Origin of the sequence: Bradyrhizobium semiaridum (assembly GCF_020329505.1) — a bacterium.
In the GTDB taxonomy this organism is placed as follows: Bacteria; Pseudomonadota; Alphaproteobacteria; order Rhizobiales; family Xanthobacteraceae; genus Bradyrhizobium; species Bradyrhizobium semiaridum.
The window spans coordinates 108,831-124,562 of record NZ_JAGKJJ010000008.1 but is presented as its reverse complement, the minus strand read 5'-3'; the positions used below and the strand labels follow the sequence as shown (position 1 = coordinate 124,562).

Sequence of the window (15,732 nt, the reverse complement as noted above, 5' to 3'; positions counted from 1 at the left end):
GGCAAAGCCAAACGAACGCAGTGAGCTTAGTTCGTCGACATCCAGGCGCGGGCTTCACGCTGCGCAGCGGCGATGTCGGACTCCGACATCTGCTCGGCAACTTCGCGGCGGTGCGCGATCGCATCAGTGCGTCCCTTGAGCGCCGCCAGGTTGAACCATTTGTGCGCCGCGACGAGGTTGACGACGCCGGAGCGGCCGCTGGCCCAATACAGTCCGCGCTCGAACAGCACGTCCTGGATCGCGGTCGCCGCAACCGGAATGGCGCTGTCCTGATCGATAAAGCCCTGAAACATCGTCTTTCCCCTTATTGTTGTTTGGCCGCCCTCCCCCGAGCGCGGCCCCCGTCCACTGTCAAAACGCCTTCTGTCTCCCCGCGCCAATCTTCCGATCATGCGCCGCGCTAATCCTTGGATCAGCGTCTGCCGTTTGCCGGCTTGTTGAAGCGAATATGGCCCATCAAATTTGAAGAGCGGTTTAAGTATCGCGATGAACGGGATGTAAATCCGCCGCGCGGACACGGCTTCCGGGAATCGCAGAAGTGCCTGTGCCGCAGGCACTTCTTGGCATTCATGAACGCCGGTTTACCCTTGCCTTTGGGACAACGATAACCATTGCAGAGAATGGCCGCGCGTCGGCAGCGTCGCGGCGAACACCGCGGGCGGTTAGCTTGAGATTGACGGAGGAGACCGTCGGCCGGACGGAACGCGGGTGGCGGCACGTGCCTCGGGCTGCGCAAGCACAACGACCGACCCGGCCTGGAGGCCGCGTGACGATATCGAACTGGCTTTGGGGAAAATAATGACCGGGGCGCGGATTGCGCTTGCCGCCGGATCGAGGGGGTCGGCGAACACGTCAGGACCAGATTTCAGCCCGGCACTGCTGCCGGTGAAATTGCGGAACCAAACGGGGCTCCGCACCGAACGAAGAAATCTCTGGTTCTTCTGCCGGACCGGTTTGGGAAAGGGGCCCTCTCCGAAATTCGATCCAGCCGTTTGACCTGATGTCTCGCCGACACCCTCTTTCGTCAGCTAGAGCCTAGATGGATGTGCCTCTCAGCAGTCCGCCCGTGGCTCTCGCGACGTGCCGGCTTCCGCCGGCGAACCTCTCGAGGCGAGAGGCTTACTTCTTCTTCTTGGCGACCTTGCGGGTCTTCTTCGCAGTCTTCTTCACTGCGCTCTTCGCCTTCTTCGCCTTCTTTGCCTTCTTAGCCATGTTGCCCTCCAGTATGTGAGATGGCTCTACTTCGCTGCGTGCACTCGGGAATCGATATGCACTACTTCCCGAATACACCAACAGGCCAAAAAAAACAGTGTCCCGCTTAAGGAAGTGTTGACGCAGCGGTGCGTCTGCGCGCAGCGCGCACCGCCGAACAAATCGACGATGCGTTCGCGCGACGATGCAAGAAATGCAGACGCCGCCGACATCGGCATTTGTCAACGTCGCGGGAAACGCTTGTATTGCAGGCTTTTCCTGAATTTGCATTCGACGGAGCGAAACGCATTCGTCGTTGCGTTGAGTCGGAAGCGACGACGTGAAACGGCGCGTCACGACCTCCGAGTCGCAATTTTTGGCAACGAAAATATTTTCGTGGGTAAGCCCTGTTTTGCCTCGTCTGAGGTCATCAGAACCCGATTCCCGGTCCAACCACGGCTCCGGCGATTCGGCGGCGAGCGCGTCGATGCGACGATCGAGGGAGGGTGTGAGGCGGGATTACGTCGCGTTCACGCGCATGCGGCGACGCCGAGGAGACGGCGCGAGCGCATGATCGGGATCGATCATGCGCCGCAGCCAACGTCGTTGTCCGCCTGGTTCAGATGCCGAGCTTGGACTTCAGGAGATCGTTGACCGCCTGTGGGTTCGCCTTGCCGCCTGACGATTTCATCACCTGACCGACGAACCAGCCGACCAGTTGCGGCTTCGCCTTCGCTTGCTCGACCTTGTCGGGATTGGCGGCGATGATGTCGTCGACCACCTTCTCGATCGCGCCGAGATCGGTGACCTGCTTCATGCCGCGCGCCTCGACGAGCGCGCGCGGATCGCCGCCCTCCTGCCAGACAATCTCAAACAAGTCCTTGGCGATCTTGCCGGAAATCGTTCCCTCGCCGATCAGATCGACGATCGCGGATAGCTGCGTCGCCGACACCGGCGAGGACGCGATGTCCATGCTCTCCTTGTTCAGACGGCCGAACAGCTCGTTGATCACCCAGTTGGCGGCGAGCTTGCCGTCGCGTGCCTTGTCGGCGAGGCCGGTGAGCACCGCCTCGTAGAACTCGGCGCTCTCGCGCTCGGCGACCAGCACGCTCGCATCGTAGGATGAGAGACCGAAGCCCGTGATAAACCGGGACTTCTTCTCATCTGGCAGTTCCGGCAGATGGGCCTTGAGATCATCGACGAAGGCCTGGCTGAACTCCAGCGGCAACAGATCGGGATCCGGGAAATAGCGGTAGTCGTGCGCCTCTTCCTTGGACCGCATCGAGCGCGTCTCACCCTTGTTCGGGTCGAACAGCCGGGTTTCCTGCTCGATCGTGCCGCCGTCCTCGATGATCTCGATCTGGCGCCGCGCCTCGTACTCGATCGCCTGGCCGATGAAGTTGACCGAGTTCATGTTCTTGATCTCGCAGCGGGTGCCGAGCGGACCGCCGGGCTTGCGCACGGAGACGTTGACGTCGGCGCGCAGGCTGCCCTTCTCCATGTCGCCATCGCAGGTGCCGAGGTAGCGCATGATCGAGCGCAGCTTGGTCACGTAGGCCTTGGCTTGCTCCGCGTCGCGGATGTCGGGCTTGGAGACGATCTCCATCAGCGCGACGCCGGAGCGGTTGAGGTCGACATAGGTCATTGTCGGTGACTGATCGTGCAGCAACTTGCCGGCATCCTGCTCCAGATGCAGCCGCTCGATGCTGATCGTGACGCTGCGGCCACCGTCGAGCTCGAGCTCGACCTCGCCCTCGCCGACGATCGGCGATTTGTACTGGCTGATCTGGTAGCCCTGCGGCAGGTCCGGATAGAAATAATTTTTCCGGTCGAAAACCGAGCGCAGGTTGATCTTGGCGTTGAGCCCGAGGCCGGTGCGCACGGCCTGGCGGACGCACTCCTCGTTGATCACGGGCAGCATGCCCGGCATCGCGGCGTCGACCAGCGAGACGTGGCTGTTGGGCTCGCCGCCGAACGCGGTCGACGCGCCTGAGAACAGTTTTGCATTCGAGGTGACCTGGGCATGGATCTCCATGCCGATCACGACTTCCCAGTCGCCGGTCGCGCCTTTGATTAGTTTGTGGGGGGCGGCAGGTGCATTCATGGATCGGGTTTCCGGATAGGGTATAATATCTGGGATTGTTCTCGGCTTCGCGCAACCAATGGCGCCAGTCAAGCCGCCCCGAACCGGCATCCGCGGCGTCTACAGTCCGCGCCGGAACTGCTGATAGGCCTTGCTCGCACGCAGCGCATCCGCGCCGCCCGCGATCAACTGGTCGACCTGCTCCTGCGGCAGCGCGAGCCGGGTCGGGATCGCGTTCAGGATGCCGGCGCGGGCCGGCCCGAGGCGGTCGAAGCCGAGCCGCTCGACATAGATCGCGACGTCGCCGCATTTCCAGTTGGCGCCGACGCCGAGTTTTGCGCGATCCGCCGCCGACAGTCCGCAGCGCCAGCGCTTCAGCTTGCCCGACCAGTCGTCGGCGAGCGTCGTGAACGCGGCGTAGCTCGAGCGCACGCTAGCATCGATCGCAGTGTCGGCAGCCGCGGACACCAGTTCGACGCCGTTGGGTCCTTCCAGGGTCTGCACGAAATCGCCGGAGATGCCGCGGCCGGCATCGACCACCAGGAACAGGATGCGCCTGAGCTTTGCGGCCTGCCGCTCGCTCAGCGGCTCGTAGGGGCGCTGGGCCGCGAGCAAGCCGATGCTCAGCCCGGACAGGCCGTAATTGTCGACGAGGCCGCCATCGAGCAGCTTGACGTAGCGCATCGAGCCGTCGCGGTAACGCGCCTGCGCTTCGGCGTAGGAACGCAGCAGCGGCTGCGCGTTGGGATCGTTGCGGACCCGCTCGAGCCACGGCGGCAACGGCGCGGCGCAGCCGCCGGGGAAGGTTTCCAGCACGATCGGCGCGAACGCCAGCGGCACCGCGGCCGACGCCGCCACCGCCTCGGCGACACGGTAGGAGCGGATGTCGCTGCACAGCGCGTCGAAGGAGGTCTTGCCGAACACGAACGGCGTACGGTTGTAGATGTCGGAGGCGTTGATCCAGACCCGCGGCCGGCGGTCGTCGGGTAGCGCGCCAAAGCGCGCGCCGTTGAACAGATTGCTGTCGAGCCAGTCGGTGAACTGGCTGTCGTTGACGCCACCACCCAGCGCACGCCCGATATTGCCGAGCGAGATCCGGGTCTTCAGTCCCTCCTCCGCGTTGCGCAGCAGGAAACGTTCGCGGAAATCGTCGAGCGCCGCACGCTTCTTCAATCCGAAGTAGGCCGCGGTGATCGAACCGCCGGATACCCCCGAGACGAAGTCGACGCGGTCGAGCAGCGTCTTGCTGCCGGCCGCGCCGGAACGTGTATGATCGAGCTCCTGCAGCACGCCGAAGGAAAAGGCCGCCGCGCGCGTGCCACCGCCGGAGAACGACAAGGCAAGCAGCAGGTCGTCTTCATAGCTCGGAAGGTCGCTGACGCCATTGCTGTCGGCGAGCGCCGCGCCGAGCGGCACGTTGCCCGGCAGATTGTAGACGGAGGCGCAGCCCGCCAAGACTGCCGCGAGGACCGCCGCCGTCCCGGCCGCCGACAGCCATCCCCCTATGCCCGACCTACGCACGATACTCTCTTGCCGCTTGGCCCCCGCCCCCGGTTCCATCAGCGTATCACGGCCAATCTGGGCGGCGGCATGGCGGGCGAAATACGGTTAATGCGGCAAAACGGGCTAAACGGTACCGGCGCACTTAGCCGCGTGCAGTCAAAAGCGCGGAGACGATCCGTCCCCATTCGGCCTCGAGCCCGTCATTTGCGACCGGCTGGCCGGCGCGGCGATACCAGTAGCCGGCATTGCCGAGATCGCCCTCGACGCGATGCAGATAGGCATGCACCCAGGCCGAGTTGGCGTCGCTCTCGTCCTGCACGATGCGGTGCGCCTGGTCCCAGTCGCCCTTCGCCGCCCACCACAAAGCGGCAAGCGGCGGCGACAACGCCTGATCAGGCGCGGCCTCCGCGAGACTGGCGCGGAAATCCGCCATCGTTCACCACCATTTGGCCGGCGTGAAGCGGCCGGCAGCCTGCTCGATGACGTCGCCGAGCGAGAACAGCGTCTCCTCGTCGAAGGCGCGGCCGATCAGTTGCAAACCGAGCGGGAGGCCCTGCGAATCCTTGCCCGCGGGCACCGCGATGCCCGGCAGGCCGGCCATGTTCACGGTCACCGTGAAGATGTCGTTGAGATACATCTCGACCGGATCGGCGCCCTTCTCGCCGATGCCGAACGCGGCCGACGGCGTCGCCGGCGTCAAGATCGCGTTCACGCCCTTGGCAAAGCAGTCCTCAAAATCCTTCTTGATCAGCGTGCGCACCTTCTGCGCGCGCAGATAATACGCATCGTAATAGCCGGCCGACAGCACATAGGTGCCGATCAGCACGCGGCGGCGCACCTCGGCGCCAAATCCTTCGGCGCGGGTGTCCTCGTACATCTCGATGATGTTCTTGGCGCCCTCGCGCAGCCCGTAGCGTACGCCGTCATAGCGCGCGAGGTTCGACGACGCCTCGGCGGGCGCCACGATGTAATAGGCCGGCAGCGCGTATTTGGTATGCGGCAGCGATACCTCGACGAGCTCGGCACCGGCAGCTTTCAGCCAATCCGCGCCCTCGCTCCAAAGCTTTTCGATCTCGGCCGGCATGCCGTCGAGGCGATACTCCTTGGGGATGCCGATCTTCATGCCTTTCACGGACTTGCCAATCGAAGCTTCGTAGTCGGGCACCGCGATGTCGACCGAGGTCGTGTCCTTCGGATCGTGGCCCGCCATCGAGCGCATCAGGATCGCCGCGTCGCGTACGCTGCGCGCAATCGGGCCGGCCTGGTCGAGCGAGGATGCGAACGCCACGATGCCCCAGCGCGAGCAGCGCCCATAGGTCGGCTTGATGCCGACGGTTGCGGTGAACGCGGCGGGCTGGCGGATCGAGCCGCCGGTGTCGGTCGCCGTCGCGCCCATGCAGAGCTGCGCCGCCACTGCGGACGCCGAGCCGCCGGACGAGCCGCCCGGCACCAGCGTGGTGTTGGAGCCGTCGCGCCGCCACGGATTGGTGACCGGGCCGAAGCATGAGGTCTCGTTCGACGAGCCCATCGCGAACTCGTCGTTGTTGAGCTTGCCAAGCAGCACGGCGCCGTCGCGCCAGAGCTGCGTGGTTACCGTCGACTCGTAGGGGGGAATGAAATTACCGAGGATCTTCGAGCACGCGGTGGTGCGGATGTCCCGTGTCGCGAACAGGTCCTTGATGCCGAGAGGAATGCCGGCGAGCGGGCCGCCCTCGCCCTTCGCGATCTTCTCATCCGCAGCCCTCGCCATCTCGCGAGCGCGGTCCGGCGTCTCCAACACATAGGCATTGAGCACGCGTGCGGCCTCGATCGCGGCGAGATGCGCGTCGGTCAGTTCGCTCGCGGTGAAGGATTTGCTCGCGAGACCCGCGCGGGCCTCGGCGATCGTCAGCGATGTCAAATCAGTCATTTATTAATCGGGCTGCAGAAGAACGGGGACAGGGTCTTGTCGTTGGCGGGATCGTCGAGCTTCGCCTTGTTGGTCTTGGCGCGCTCGGCATCGAGCGCCTCGAGCTGGTCGAGCACGGCGTCGATCGCCTCGTTGGGATCGGCGACCTTGCCCTTCCGCTCCATCGCGTCGAGGAAATCCATATAGGCCTTGTAGGCCTTCTCATCGTCGCAGAGCAGACACATCGGCTCGCCGTTTCCGTAAGCGGGTTGGTTACTCGATCACCTTCGGCACCACGAAGAAATGCTCCGCCGTATCGGGCGCATTGCGGACCACGATTTCGGCGATCTCGCCGTCATTGACCACGTCGGGGCGCTTCTTCATCTCCATCGGCATCACCGAGGTCATCGGCTCGACGCCCTCGACGTTCACCTCCGACAGCTGCTCGACAAAGGCTAAGATCGCGTTCAGTTCGCCCTGGAGGTGCGGAACTTCGGCATCGCTGACCGCGATCCGCGCCAGATGCGCGATACGGCGGACGGTCGTGGCGTCTACGGACATTATATATGGTCTCGGGGCTGAAAGGTCAGCCCGCCGTATAGCAGAGCTCGGTTTTGCGCCGCAACCGCGCTTGAAAGCGGGCGAATCAGCCCCCGAGCTGGCTCATCCGCACCAAAGCGGCGCCCGCCAGCGCCCGGGTCAGCTCGGCGGCGGGCATTTCGAGGCCCATCCGGACCGCCTGCCCGGCCCACAGATTGGTGAAATCGACCTTGCCCTGTTTTTCGGCAGCCGCCTTGAGCGGCGCGAGACCGGTCGCGGCATGCGGGAACGGCGGGGCATCTGACGAAATCGGACCGACCTCGCGCATCACACGGTTAGCGACGCCGCGGGCCGGCCGGCCGGTCATGACATTGGTGATGACCGTCGAATCGTCGCGTGCCTGCGCCAGCGCGACGCGGGCCGCCGGGCTCACCCTGGATTCCGGGCAGCGCAGATAGGCCGTGCCGATCTGCACGCCGGCGGCGCCGAGCGCGAACGCCGCCGCAATGCCGCGCCCGTCGGCGATGCCGCCGGCCGCGATGACAGGCACCGTCACAGCATCGACCACCTGCGGCACCAGCGCGAAAGTGCCGGGCTGCTCGGCGATGTTTTCGGTCAGGAACATGCCGCGATGCCCGCCCGCCTCCGCGCCCTGCGCGATGATGACGTCGGCGCCGTTCTCCTCCAGCCAGATCGCCTCCTGCACCGTCGTCGCCGACGACAGCACGATCGCGCCGGTGGCCTTCACGCGCGCCAGCAGCTTCTCGTCCGGCAGCCCGAAATGGAAGCTGACGATTTCCGGCTTCAATTCCTCGACCACCGCGCAGAAGGCGGCATCGAACGGCGCGCGGTTCGCGGCGTTCACCGGTGCGTTCGGATCGAGGCCATGCTCGCGATAATACGGCGCCAGCCGCTGCCGCCATGTCGCCTCGCGCGCCGGATCGGCGTCGACCGCCTGGTGACAGAAGAAGTTCAGATTGACCGGGCCCGCCACGCGCTGGCGGACGATGTTAACCTGCTCGCGCGCCTTCTCCGCCGACAGCATCGCGCAAGGTAGCGAGGCGAGACCGCCGCCCTGCGCCACCGCGATCGCCATCTCCGCATCCATCGCGCCGGCCATCGGCGCCAGCACGATCGGGAATTCAGTCTTGAAGCGCTCGATCAGTCGACGGTCTGGCCACATGGTGTGCCTCTTTCCTTGCTTGCTCGGAAGTACCCTCTCCCCCTGTGGGAGAGGATGGCGCCGAAGGCGCCGGGTGAGGGCTATGTCTCCGCGGACACAGACCCCGCATCCGGCTCGCATCTATCGATGCGAGCCGGCTTCTCCCACAAGGGGAGTAGGGAAGAAATTGCGCCGTCCCAGCAGGCTCTGTTCCGCCTCGGCGACGATGCGGCCGACGATCTCGGCTGCCGGAGGAATATCATGGATCAGCCCGGCGGACTCACCGGCGAACACGGCGGCCACTTCGAAATTGCCGGCCGCCTTTGCCGCGGCGTAGTCCACCGCGATCTCGTCGGCACGCTGCATCAGTTCGATCTCGCGGCCGCTCCAGCGCCGCAGATGATCGTTGACCAGCGAGCGCGCGGTGAACGGCGCCGGCCACATCAGCTTGCGCGACCAGTCGAACACCACGCCTCGCACGGTCTCCCCGCTCCGCGCCGCGCGTATCCGCTGCTTGGCCTCATCGGCTGCGTCAGCCTCGGCGCTGGCATAGAACCGCGTTCCCATCAGCACGCCTGATGCGCCGAGCATCATCATCGCGGCCAGGCCGCGGCCATCCGCGATGCCGCCCGCGGCAACGACCGGCACGCGGCCCGCCGCGAAATCGACGATCGCCGGCACGATATCCATTGTGGTGCGCGAGGCGCCGTGACCGCCGGCCTCGGTGCCCTGCGCGATCAGGATGTCGGCGCCGCAGTCGAGCGCCTGTTGTGCAAGATCCTCGCTCTGCACCTGGCAGATCAGCAGCGCGCCCGCGGCCTTGATCTTGGGCGCGAACGGCGCGGGATCGCCGAATGATAGCATCACCGCGCGCGGCCGTGCTTCGAGCGCGATGTCGAGCAGTTCGGGCTGCTTGGCGAGACTCCAGGTGATGAAGCCGATGCCGAACGGCTTTGCAAAACCCTTCAGCTGCGCGGTCTCCGTCGCCAGCCGTATGCGGTCGCCATAGCCGCCGCCCAGAATACCGAAGCCGCCGGCGTCGCTGACCGCGCGCACCAGCCGGCTGCCGCTGATCGTGTCCATCGGCGCCAGCAGGATCGGATGCTGGATGCCCAGACGTGCCGTCAATTCGGTGCTTACCGGCATGCGTTTGCTCCCTGTTCTGGACTTCAAGCCTAAGCGCGCCTAACATTCTCGGAAAATAAATACTAGAGAACGCTACCATCTCTAATATGAAACGGAGTTCGCGATGGAATTGACCGATCTCCTCACCTTCTCAGCGGTTGCGCAGCTCGGCGGCATCACCCGCGCCGCCGAAGAGCTCAATACGGTGCAGTCCAACGTTACCCAGCGCATCAAGGCGCTGGAAGCCGAGATCGGCACCGCCCTGTTCGAGCGGCACAGCCGCGGCATGACGCTGACCGGCGCCGGCCGCCGCCTGCTGCCCTACGCGCAACGGATGGCGGCGCTGTCGCGCGAGGCCGTGCTCGCCGCGCGCGACGATGGCGAGCCGAAGGGGCCGCTGTCGATTGGCTCGATGGAGACCACGGCGGCGGTGCGGCTGCCGGCCCTGCTCACCGACTTCCATCGCCGCTATCCCGCCGTACGGCTGACGCTGCGCACCGCGCCGACCGCCGATCTCGTCGCCGCGGTGCTCGACGGCTCGCTCGACGGCGCCTTCGTCGCCGCTCCGATCGAGCACGCCGAGCTGACATCGACGGTCGCATTCAGCGAGGAGCTGGTGCTGGTCACCGCCAAGCGCTGGACCTCGCTCGCCGCGCTGCGCGCCGGGACGCCGGAATCGGGACCGACGGTTCTCGTCTTCCGCACCGGCTGCACCTACCGCCAGCGTCTCGAGCAGGTGCTGGCCGAATTCGGCTGGCCCTCGGCAGTCCGCCTCGAGTTCGGCACGCTGGACGGCATGATCGGCTGCGTCGCCGCCGACATGGGCGTGACCATGCTGCCGCGTGCCGTGGTCGAACGCGATCACGTCCATCGCGAGATCAACATCCACAAACTCAAGGAGCAGCACGCACGGGTCGAGACGCTGTTCATCCGGCGCCGCACCGCGCATCAGTACAGCGCGCTGCAGGGATTTGCGGCCTGCCTCGGCGGCGATGAGCGCGTCATCGCCGCCTGAGATGGCGGCGACCGGCCCCTGCTAGATCCGGATGTCATCGAACGTCTCGATCCGGCGCGGCCCGACGGCGGTCGCCTCGTGGGTATCGACGGAATCGAGATTGCCGAAATCGAGCTTGGTCAGTTTCGTCAAATCCGCGATCGAGACCTGGAACACCTTGACGTCGGCCTCCGACAGCTTCTCCTGGATCCGATCGATGTCCATGATCAGGTCGCGCTGGCTCATCAGGAACGCGGCGGCTTTCAGGCCGCTGTCATCGTCATCCTTGGTAATCAGGATCTTCCAGAAATATTTCGGAATCTGGACGCCGCCGAAGCTGGGATCCTTGTGCGGCCGGCCGGACGGATTGGGCAGGTCGCCGCCGTCGGCGTCGGGGCCGTCGAACACCGGCCCGTTCATGACGATGCCCTTCTCCTCGTTCTTCAGCAGCACGTCGCGCGTATAGTCTTCCAGGCCGGCCCACAATTGCTTGCCCTGGTTGAACGAGAAGAATTGCGGCGAGCAGTTGGTGAAGTGGAATGAATCGTCGCCATGCGCCTTGGCGTCGTCAACCGTATCGCCCCAGGTGGCGTCGAGCCGACGGACCAGATGGCCGCGATCGAACGGATTGGCGCTGCGATCCGCCTCGAGGGTGGCCTGCTTCTTGTAGAACTCGTCGCCGATCTGGAACGCCTCGTCGATGCGGGGATCGCGCAGCCAGCGGTCGCCTTCGCGCTTGCCGACATCCTGCTGCTTGGCGCCGTCGATGTTGACGCAACTGAAGAAGGCGAACTTGCGCTCCTTGTTCATCACCACGCTGTAGTTGAAGTATTTCAGCTCGGACTGTCCCGATTTGCCCTTCAGCGTCGCCACCTTCGACTTGAGCCCGGCCGGAATCTTCGGCAACGGCACCGACAGCTTGCCGCTGCCGATGAAGTTCGGCTTGTAGCCGGGCCGCGAGCCGAGCGTGCTTTGATCGATATGCACGGCTTCCATCACCATGCCGGTGGCGGCACCGACGCGCGGCCCGGCAGCCACGATCGGCGGCTGCCCCGGAGCGGCCGCCGCGGCGGATGGCAGAGGCACCACGACCTGCCGCTTGATCAGCGGCATCGGGACCCGAATGGGGACCACGAGCGAGGTGGCATCGCCGGTCTGCTCGAGCCATGCGCCGCTGCCGAACAGCACCGGCTCGATCGGAACCACGGACTTCTCGCCGGCAGGAACGGCGACCGGCGGCGCGACCTGATCCAGCACGGGCTTGATGACGGGATTGGAGCCGACGGCGACCTTGAGGTCGGCCACGATCGAGCTGATCCGCGTCCCCTCATTCGCCTCCCAGTCGATCAGCGTCTCGTCCATCGAGGCATCCCAGACCTTGCCGTCCTTGGTCAGAGTGCGTCCCTGGGAATCCTTCTTCGGCACGCCGCTGTGATGCAGGGCGATCACCTGCCAGAACCGGTTGAAGGCAGGAGATCCCGAGGAGCCGCCGTTGGTGTCCGTCATGTACCAGACGAAGTCGCCGACATATTTCAGCAGCTTGTTCTCGCGCACGCAGACCTGCTTGGGCTGGCCGCCAGGATGCTGGATGATGGTGAGATATTCACCGGGATCGCCCTTGCCGGGCTCCCCGCTGAGCGGCAGCCATCCCCACTCGGCGAGATCGCGTCCCCCCGCCTGCGACGTCGGCGCCACAGCCACGATCGAATAGTCGAGCCGGTCATTGGTGTAGAAGAACTTCTCGGGCTGAAAGCCGAACCGAACCGGCGTGCGCTCCATGCCCTGGATGTCGAGCTCGTAGTCGAAATCGGCGATCGAGGTGGTGGCGTCCGCGGGCTTGCCGAACACATGGTGATTGGTCATCAGCAGGCCGGGCCCGATCAAGAATCCGCTTGCATAACCGACCAGATTCCCGCGCGTGTCCTTGAGCTGAATACGGCAGATCGGGCGCGACGCCTGCATCCCCTTGGCCAGGTAGTTGATGCTGTCGAGGTCGTTGCCCTGAATGATCCGTTCCAGCCCGAGCTGGACCATCGCCGGGTTGTCGGTCTGCTCCAGGAGCTGGCGCTGGCGCAGTTGCTTCCTCTCGACCGACATCTTGATCGGGCCGTCACCGAGCTTTCGGTTCAGCTCGGCCGGCGAGAAATTCGCCTGCTTCAACCGTTGCTCCGAATTGGCAATGAGGGTCGGCTTGATCAGCATGGTGGTCTCCGCTCAAGGTCAAGAAATGAACTTTGCGCTGCAGGATCGTACCCGTCGTAAGCGTCGCACAGTCGAAACCAGGCGGGTGTTGTCGAGGTCACAACCTGAAATAATATTCCAGCCTCTATTCCCGGATTTCGAGAGCACGATTCCTGTGAAGACAGCGCGACAGCTGAAGGACAATTTGTCGCAGAGAGTGCCGCTGCGATGCGCCGCCGCCTCGGCAATAGCCTTCTTTGAGCGATATCCCTGCTGCGTTAGGATGAAACGCTAGCTCATAACCACAACGTGAAGCTTTGGGAGGAACTGCGATGCGCAACGCATTCGTCTTGTGCTGCTCGATTGCCTTGTTGGGGATACCGGAGACCGCCGCCGCCCAGGACTGGACCAAATCGAAATGGGGCCCGAACGACGAGATCGGCGCGGCGAACTACATGACGCCCGAGCTGGTGGTCAAAGCCGCCTCGCTGGTGAAGACCGGCAAGACCTATGCGCTCGGCATTCCCGTCGACACCAAGACGCCGGCATACCCGCCGCGGACCTTCAAGATCACCATCGTGCAACCCGGACAGGCCGGCATTGCCGGTCTCGGCCCGAACAAGGCCACCTACAACGACGACATCCTCGATACCTGGGTCGGCATCGGCAGCCAACTCGACGGCCTCGGCCATCTCGGCATCGAGCACGTCTATTACAACGGCAACAAGCTCGGCGATTTCGCCGATCCCAACGGGCTGAAGAAGCTCGGCATCGAGAAGGTGCCGCCGATGGTCACCCGCGGCGTGCTGCTCGATATGGCGGCCTATTTCAACACCGACGTCGTCAAGGAAGGCACCGCCTTCAACACCAAGGAGATCGAGGAAGCCGCCAAGAAGCAGGGCGTCGAGATCCGCCAGGGCGACGTCGTGATCTTCCACACCGGCTGGCTCAGCCTGATCGGCAAGGACGACAAGCGCTACTCGGCCGGCGAACCCGGACTCGGCGTCGATGGCGCGAAATACCTCACCGGCAAGGGCGTGGTCGCGGTCGGCGCCGACACCTGGGGCCTCGAGGTGCTGCCGTTCGAATCCCCGAACGTGTTCGAGGTGCACCAGATCCTGCTCGCGATGAACGGCACCTACATCCTCGAGAACATGGACACCGCCGAGCTCGCCAAGGACAAGGGCTACGAGTTCCTGTTCGTGCTCGGACAGCCGCGCTGGCGCGGCGGCGTACAGAGCATGATCAACCCGATCGCGATCAGGTAGATCTCTCCGCGAATGACGGTGACCACCTCTCCCGTTGGGAGAGGTCGCGCCGAAGGCGCGGGTGAGGGGTTACGGTCCCTCGGTAGTACCCAACCCCTCAGCCGATTTGCTGGCGCAAATCGACCTCTCCCCGATGGGGAGAGATGAAGCCAGGGCTTTGCGCTTCTGGCATCGCGATGTTATGCGCTGAGCCATGCCCGCCCCCATCCTCCCCCTGATCGAAGCCGCACCGCACTGGCCCGAGCGCGGCGCGCTGGTCGGCCTCGATCTCGGCACCAAGACCATCGGCGTTGCCGTCTCCGATCCGGACCGGCGGCTTGCGGCCGGCGTCGAGACCGTCAAGCGCAAGGCGTTCAAGGCCGACGCGGCGCGGCTGCTGGCGATTGCGGCCGAGCGCAGTGCGGTCGGCTTCGTGCTCGGCCTGCCGATCAACATGGACGGCAGCGAAGGCCCGCGCGCGCAATCGACCCGGGCCTTTGCCCGCAACCTCGCCGGCCTCACCACGCTGGCGATCGCGCTATGGGACGAGCGGCTCTCGACCGCCGCGGTCGAGCGCGAGCTGATCGGGATGGATGTCAGCCGGGCGCGGCGTGCCGAGGTGATCGACGAGCACGCCGCGATCTTCATCCTGCAGGGCGCGCTGGACCGGCTCGCCAAGCTGCGCGGAGCGCGCTGACCATGGCGGTGGTGATCGCGGCGCTGCTGCCGGTGTTCCTGCTGATCGTGCTCGGCGTCGTGCTGAGGCACACGCTGATGCGGCTCGACACGCAATGGCACGGGCTGGAACAGCTCACCTACTACGTGCTGTTCCCGGTGCTGCTGGTGCAGACCCTGGTGAAGGCTAATCTGACGACGGTGCCGATCGCCGGCGTCGGCGGTGCGCTGCTGCTCGCGGCGCTGGTGATGTCACTGCTGTGCCTCGGCTTGCGGGGCCCGCTCGCCCGCGCGGGGGTCGACGGGGCGGCCTTCACCTCGATCTTCCAGGGCGCGATCCGCTGGCAGACCTATGTCGCGCTGTCGGTGTCAGGCAATCTCTACGGCAAGGTCGGGCTCGCGCTGGCATCGGTCGCGATGGTCGCGATCATCCCGCTGGTCAACGTGTTCAGCGTCGCGGTCTTGGCGAAGTATGCCTCATCCGAAAAGCGGTCGGCGGGGGCGATCGTGATGACAGTCGTGAAGAATCCGCTGATCTGGGCCTGCGTCATCGGGCTCGCCATCAACCTGACGCACATCCCGTTGCCAAAACTCTGGCATGACGTCGCCGATGCTCTCGGCGGCTCGTCGCTGGCGATCGGCCTGCTGGTAACCGGCGCCGGATTGCAGCTGAAGGGCATCTTCCGTCCCAGCCTCGCCGCCAGCGTGGCACTGTTCCTGAAGCTGGTGCTAATGCCCGTGCTGACCATCGCGCTCGCGGTGTGGTTCGGCGTCACCGGCTCCAACCTCGCCATTGTCGCGGCCTGCGGCGCCGTCCCGACCTCCCCCTCGGCCTATGTGCTGGCCCGCCAGATGGGCGGCGACGCGCCGCTGCTCGCCCAGATCATCACGCTGCAGACGATCCTGGCCGCAGTCACGATGCCGATCGCGATTGCCCTGGTCGGCCCCTGACGCGGGATGGAGTCAGCCTGATTCAGTCTTGCGACCGACCCCACAGCACCTCTCCAGCCAAATACCGAAAAACAACCCCATGCAAAGGAGGCCGGCTACCGGTATTTGACATGGCGACTTGACACGTCGGGCAACTCAGCGTTACTATTTTATTATTCCGAAATCGTACGAACACTCGCCCAAAGGCCCCGG

14 protein-coding genes are annotated in these 15,732 nt (G+C 65.0%); 4 read left to right on the top strand and 10 right to left on the bottom strand.

Annotated features, from left to right (window positions below; all coding sequences use genetic code 11):
- Positions 1-26: 26 nt before the first annotated feature.
- The 9 genes from J6500_RS12765 to J6500_RS12725 form a co-directional block, all read right to left on the bottom strand.
- A complete protein-coding gene (locus J6500_RS12765; RefSeq protein ID WP_225713057.1) occupies positions 27-293 on the bottom strand; it encodes a hypothetical protein in 267 nt (88 codons plus the stop codon).
- 1,517 nt (positions 294-1,810) lie between these two features.
- On the bottom strand, positions 1,811-3,295 hold the full coding sequence (gatB, locus tag J6500_RS12760; RefSeq protein WP_225713056.1) for an Asp-tRNA(Asn)/Glu-tRNA(Gln) amidotransferase subunit GatB: 1,485 nt from the start codon (positions 3,293-3,295) through the stop codon (positions 1,811-1,813).
- A gap of 99 nt (positions 3,296-3,394) precedes the next feature.
- Positions 3,395-4,795: a patatin-like phospholipase family protein gene (locus J6500_RS12755; protein ID WP_225713055.1), complete on the bottom strand. Its 1,401-nt coding sequence runs from the start codon at positions 4,793-4,795 to the stop codon at positions 3,395-3,397.
- Between the two features lie 124 nt (positions 4,796-4,919).
- The gene (locus tag J6500_RS12750; RefSeq protein WP_225713054.1) at positions 4,920-5,210 is read right to left on the bottom strand and encodes a hypothetical protein; all 291 of its coding nucleotides are present in this window, start codon (positions 5,208-5,210) and stop codon (positions 4,920-4,922) included.
- Positions 5,211-5,213: 3 nt separating this feature from the next.
- A complete protein-coding gene (gene gatA / locus J6500_RS12745; RefSeq protein ID WP_225713053.1) occupies positions 5,214-6,686 on the bottom strand; it encodes an Asp-tRNA(Asn)/Glu-tRNA(Gln) amidotransferase subunit GatA in 1,473 nt (490 codons plus the stop codon).
- Complete coding sequence (locus J6500_RS12740; protein ID WP_225713052.1) at positions 6,683-6,910, bottom strand: hypothetical protein; 228 nt, start codon at positions 6,908-6,910, stop codon at positions 6,683-6,685. Before J6500_RS12740 ends, gatA begins: the two co-directional genes overlap by 4 nt.
- A 28-nt stretch (positions 6,911-6,938) precedes the next feature.
- Positions 6,939-7,226, bottom strand: a complete 288-nt coding sequence (gene gatC, locus J6500_RS12735) for an Asp-tRNA(Asn)/Glu-tRNA(Gln) amidotransferase subunit GatC (protein WP_225713051.1) — start codon at positions 7,224-7,226, stop codon at positions 6,939-6,941.
- 85 nt (positions 7,227-7,311) lie between these two features.
- On the bottom strand, positions 7,312-8,388 hold the full coding sequence (locus J6500_RS12730; protein ID WP_225713050.1) for an NAD(P)H-dependent flavin oxidoreductase: 1,077 nt from the start codon (positions 8,386-8,388) through the stop codon (positions 7,312-7,314).
- A 120-nt stretch (positions 8,389-8,508) separates the two neighbouring features.
- On the bottom strand, positions 8,509-9,540 hold the full coding sequence (locus J6500_RS12725; protein WP_225713049.1) for an NAD(P)H-dependent flavin oxidoreductase: 1,032 nt from the start codon (positions 9,538-9,540) through the stop codon (positions 8,509-8,511).
- Positions 9,541-9,616: 76 nt separating this feature from the next.
- On the opposite strand from J6500_RS12725, the gene J6500_RS12720 reads away from it, so the two are divergent.
- A complete protein-coding gene (locus J6500_RS12720) occupies positions 9,617-10,507 on the top strand; it encodes a LysR family transcriptional regulator (protein WP_225713048.1) in 891 nt (296 codons plus the stop codon).
- 21 nt (positions 10,508-10,528) lie between these two features.
- Here J6500_RS12720 and J6500_RS12715 read toward each other — a convergent pair whose 3' ends face one another.
- On the bottom strand, positions 10,529-12,688 hold the full coding sequence (locus J6500_RS12715) for a DNA/RNA non-specific endonuclease (RefSeq protein WP_225713047.1): 2,160 nt from the start codon (positions 12,686-12,688) through the stop codon (positions 10,529-10,531).
- 311 nt (positions 12,689-12,999) lie between these two features.
- Between J6500_RS12715 and J6500_RS12710 the strand changes: the two genes are divergently transcribed.
- The 3 genes from J6500_RS12710 to J6500_RS12700 all read left to right on the top strand — a co-directional run bounded on the left by J6500_RS12710 (position 13,000) and on the right by J6500_RS12700 (position 15,540).
- A complete protein-coding gene (locus tag J6500_RS12710; protein ID WP_225713046.1) occupies positions 13,000-13,935 on the top strand; it encodes a cyclase family protein in 936 nt (311 codons plus the stop codon).
- A 193-nt stretch (positions 13,936-14,128) separates the two neighbouring features.
- Positions 14,129-14,611: a Holliday junction resolvase RuvX gene (ruvX, locus tag J6500_RS12705; protein ID WP_225713045.1), complete on the top strand. Its 483-nt coding sequence runs from the start codon at positions 14,129-14,131 to the stop codon at positions 14,609-14,611.
- Between the two features lie 2 nt (positions 14,612-14,613).
- Positions 14,614-15,540 (top strand): AEC family transporter, encoded by a 927-nt coding sequence (locus J6500_RS12700; RefSeq protein WP_225713044.1) that lies wholly within the window; start codon positions 14,614-14,616, stop codon positions 15,538-15,540.
- The last annotated feature ends 192 nt before the right edge of the window (positions 15,541-15,732 follow it).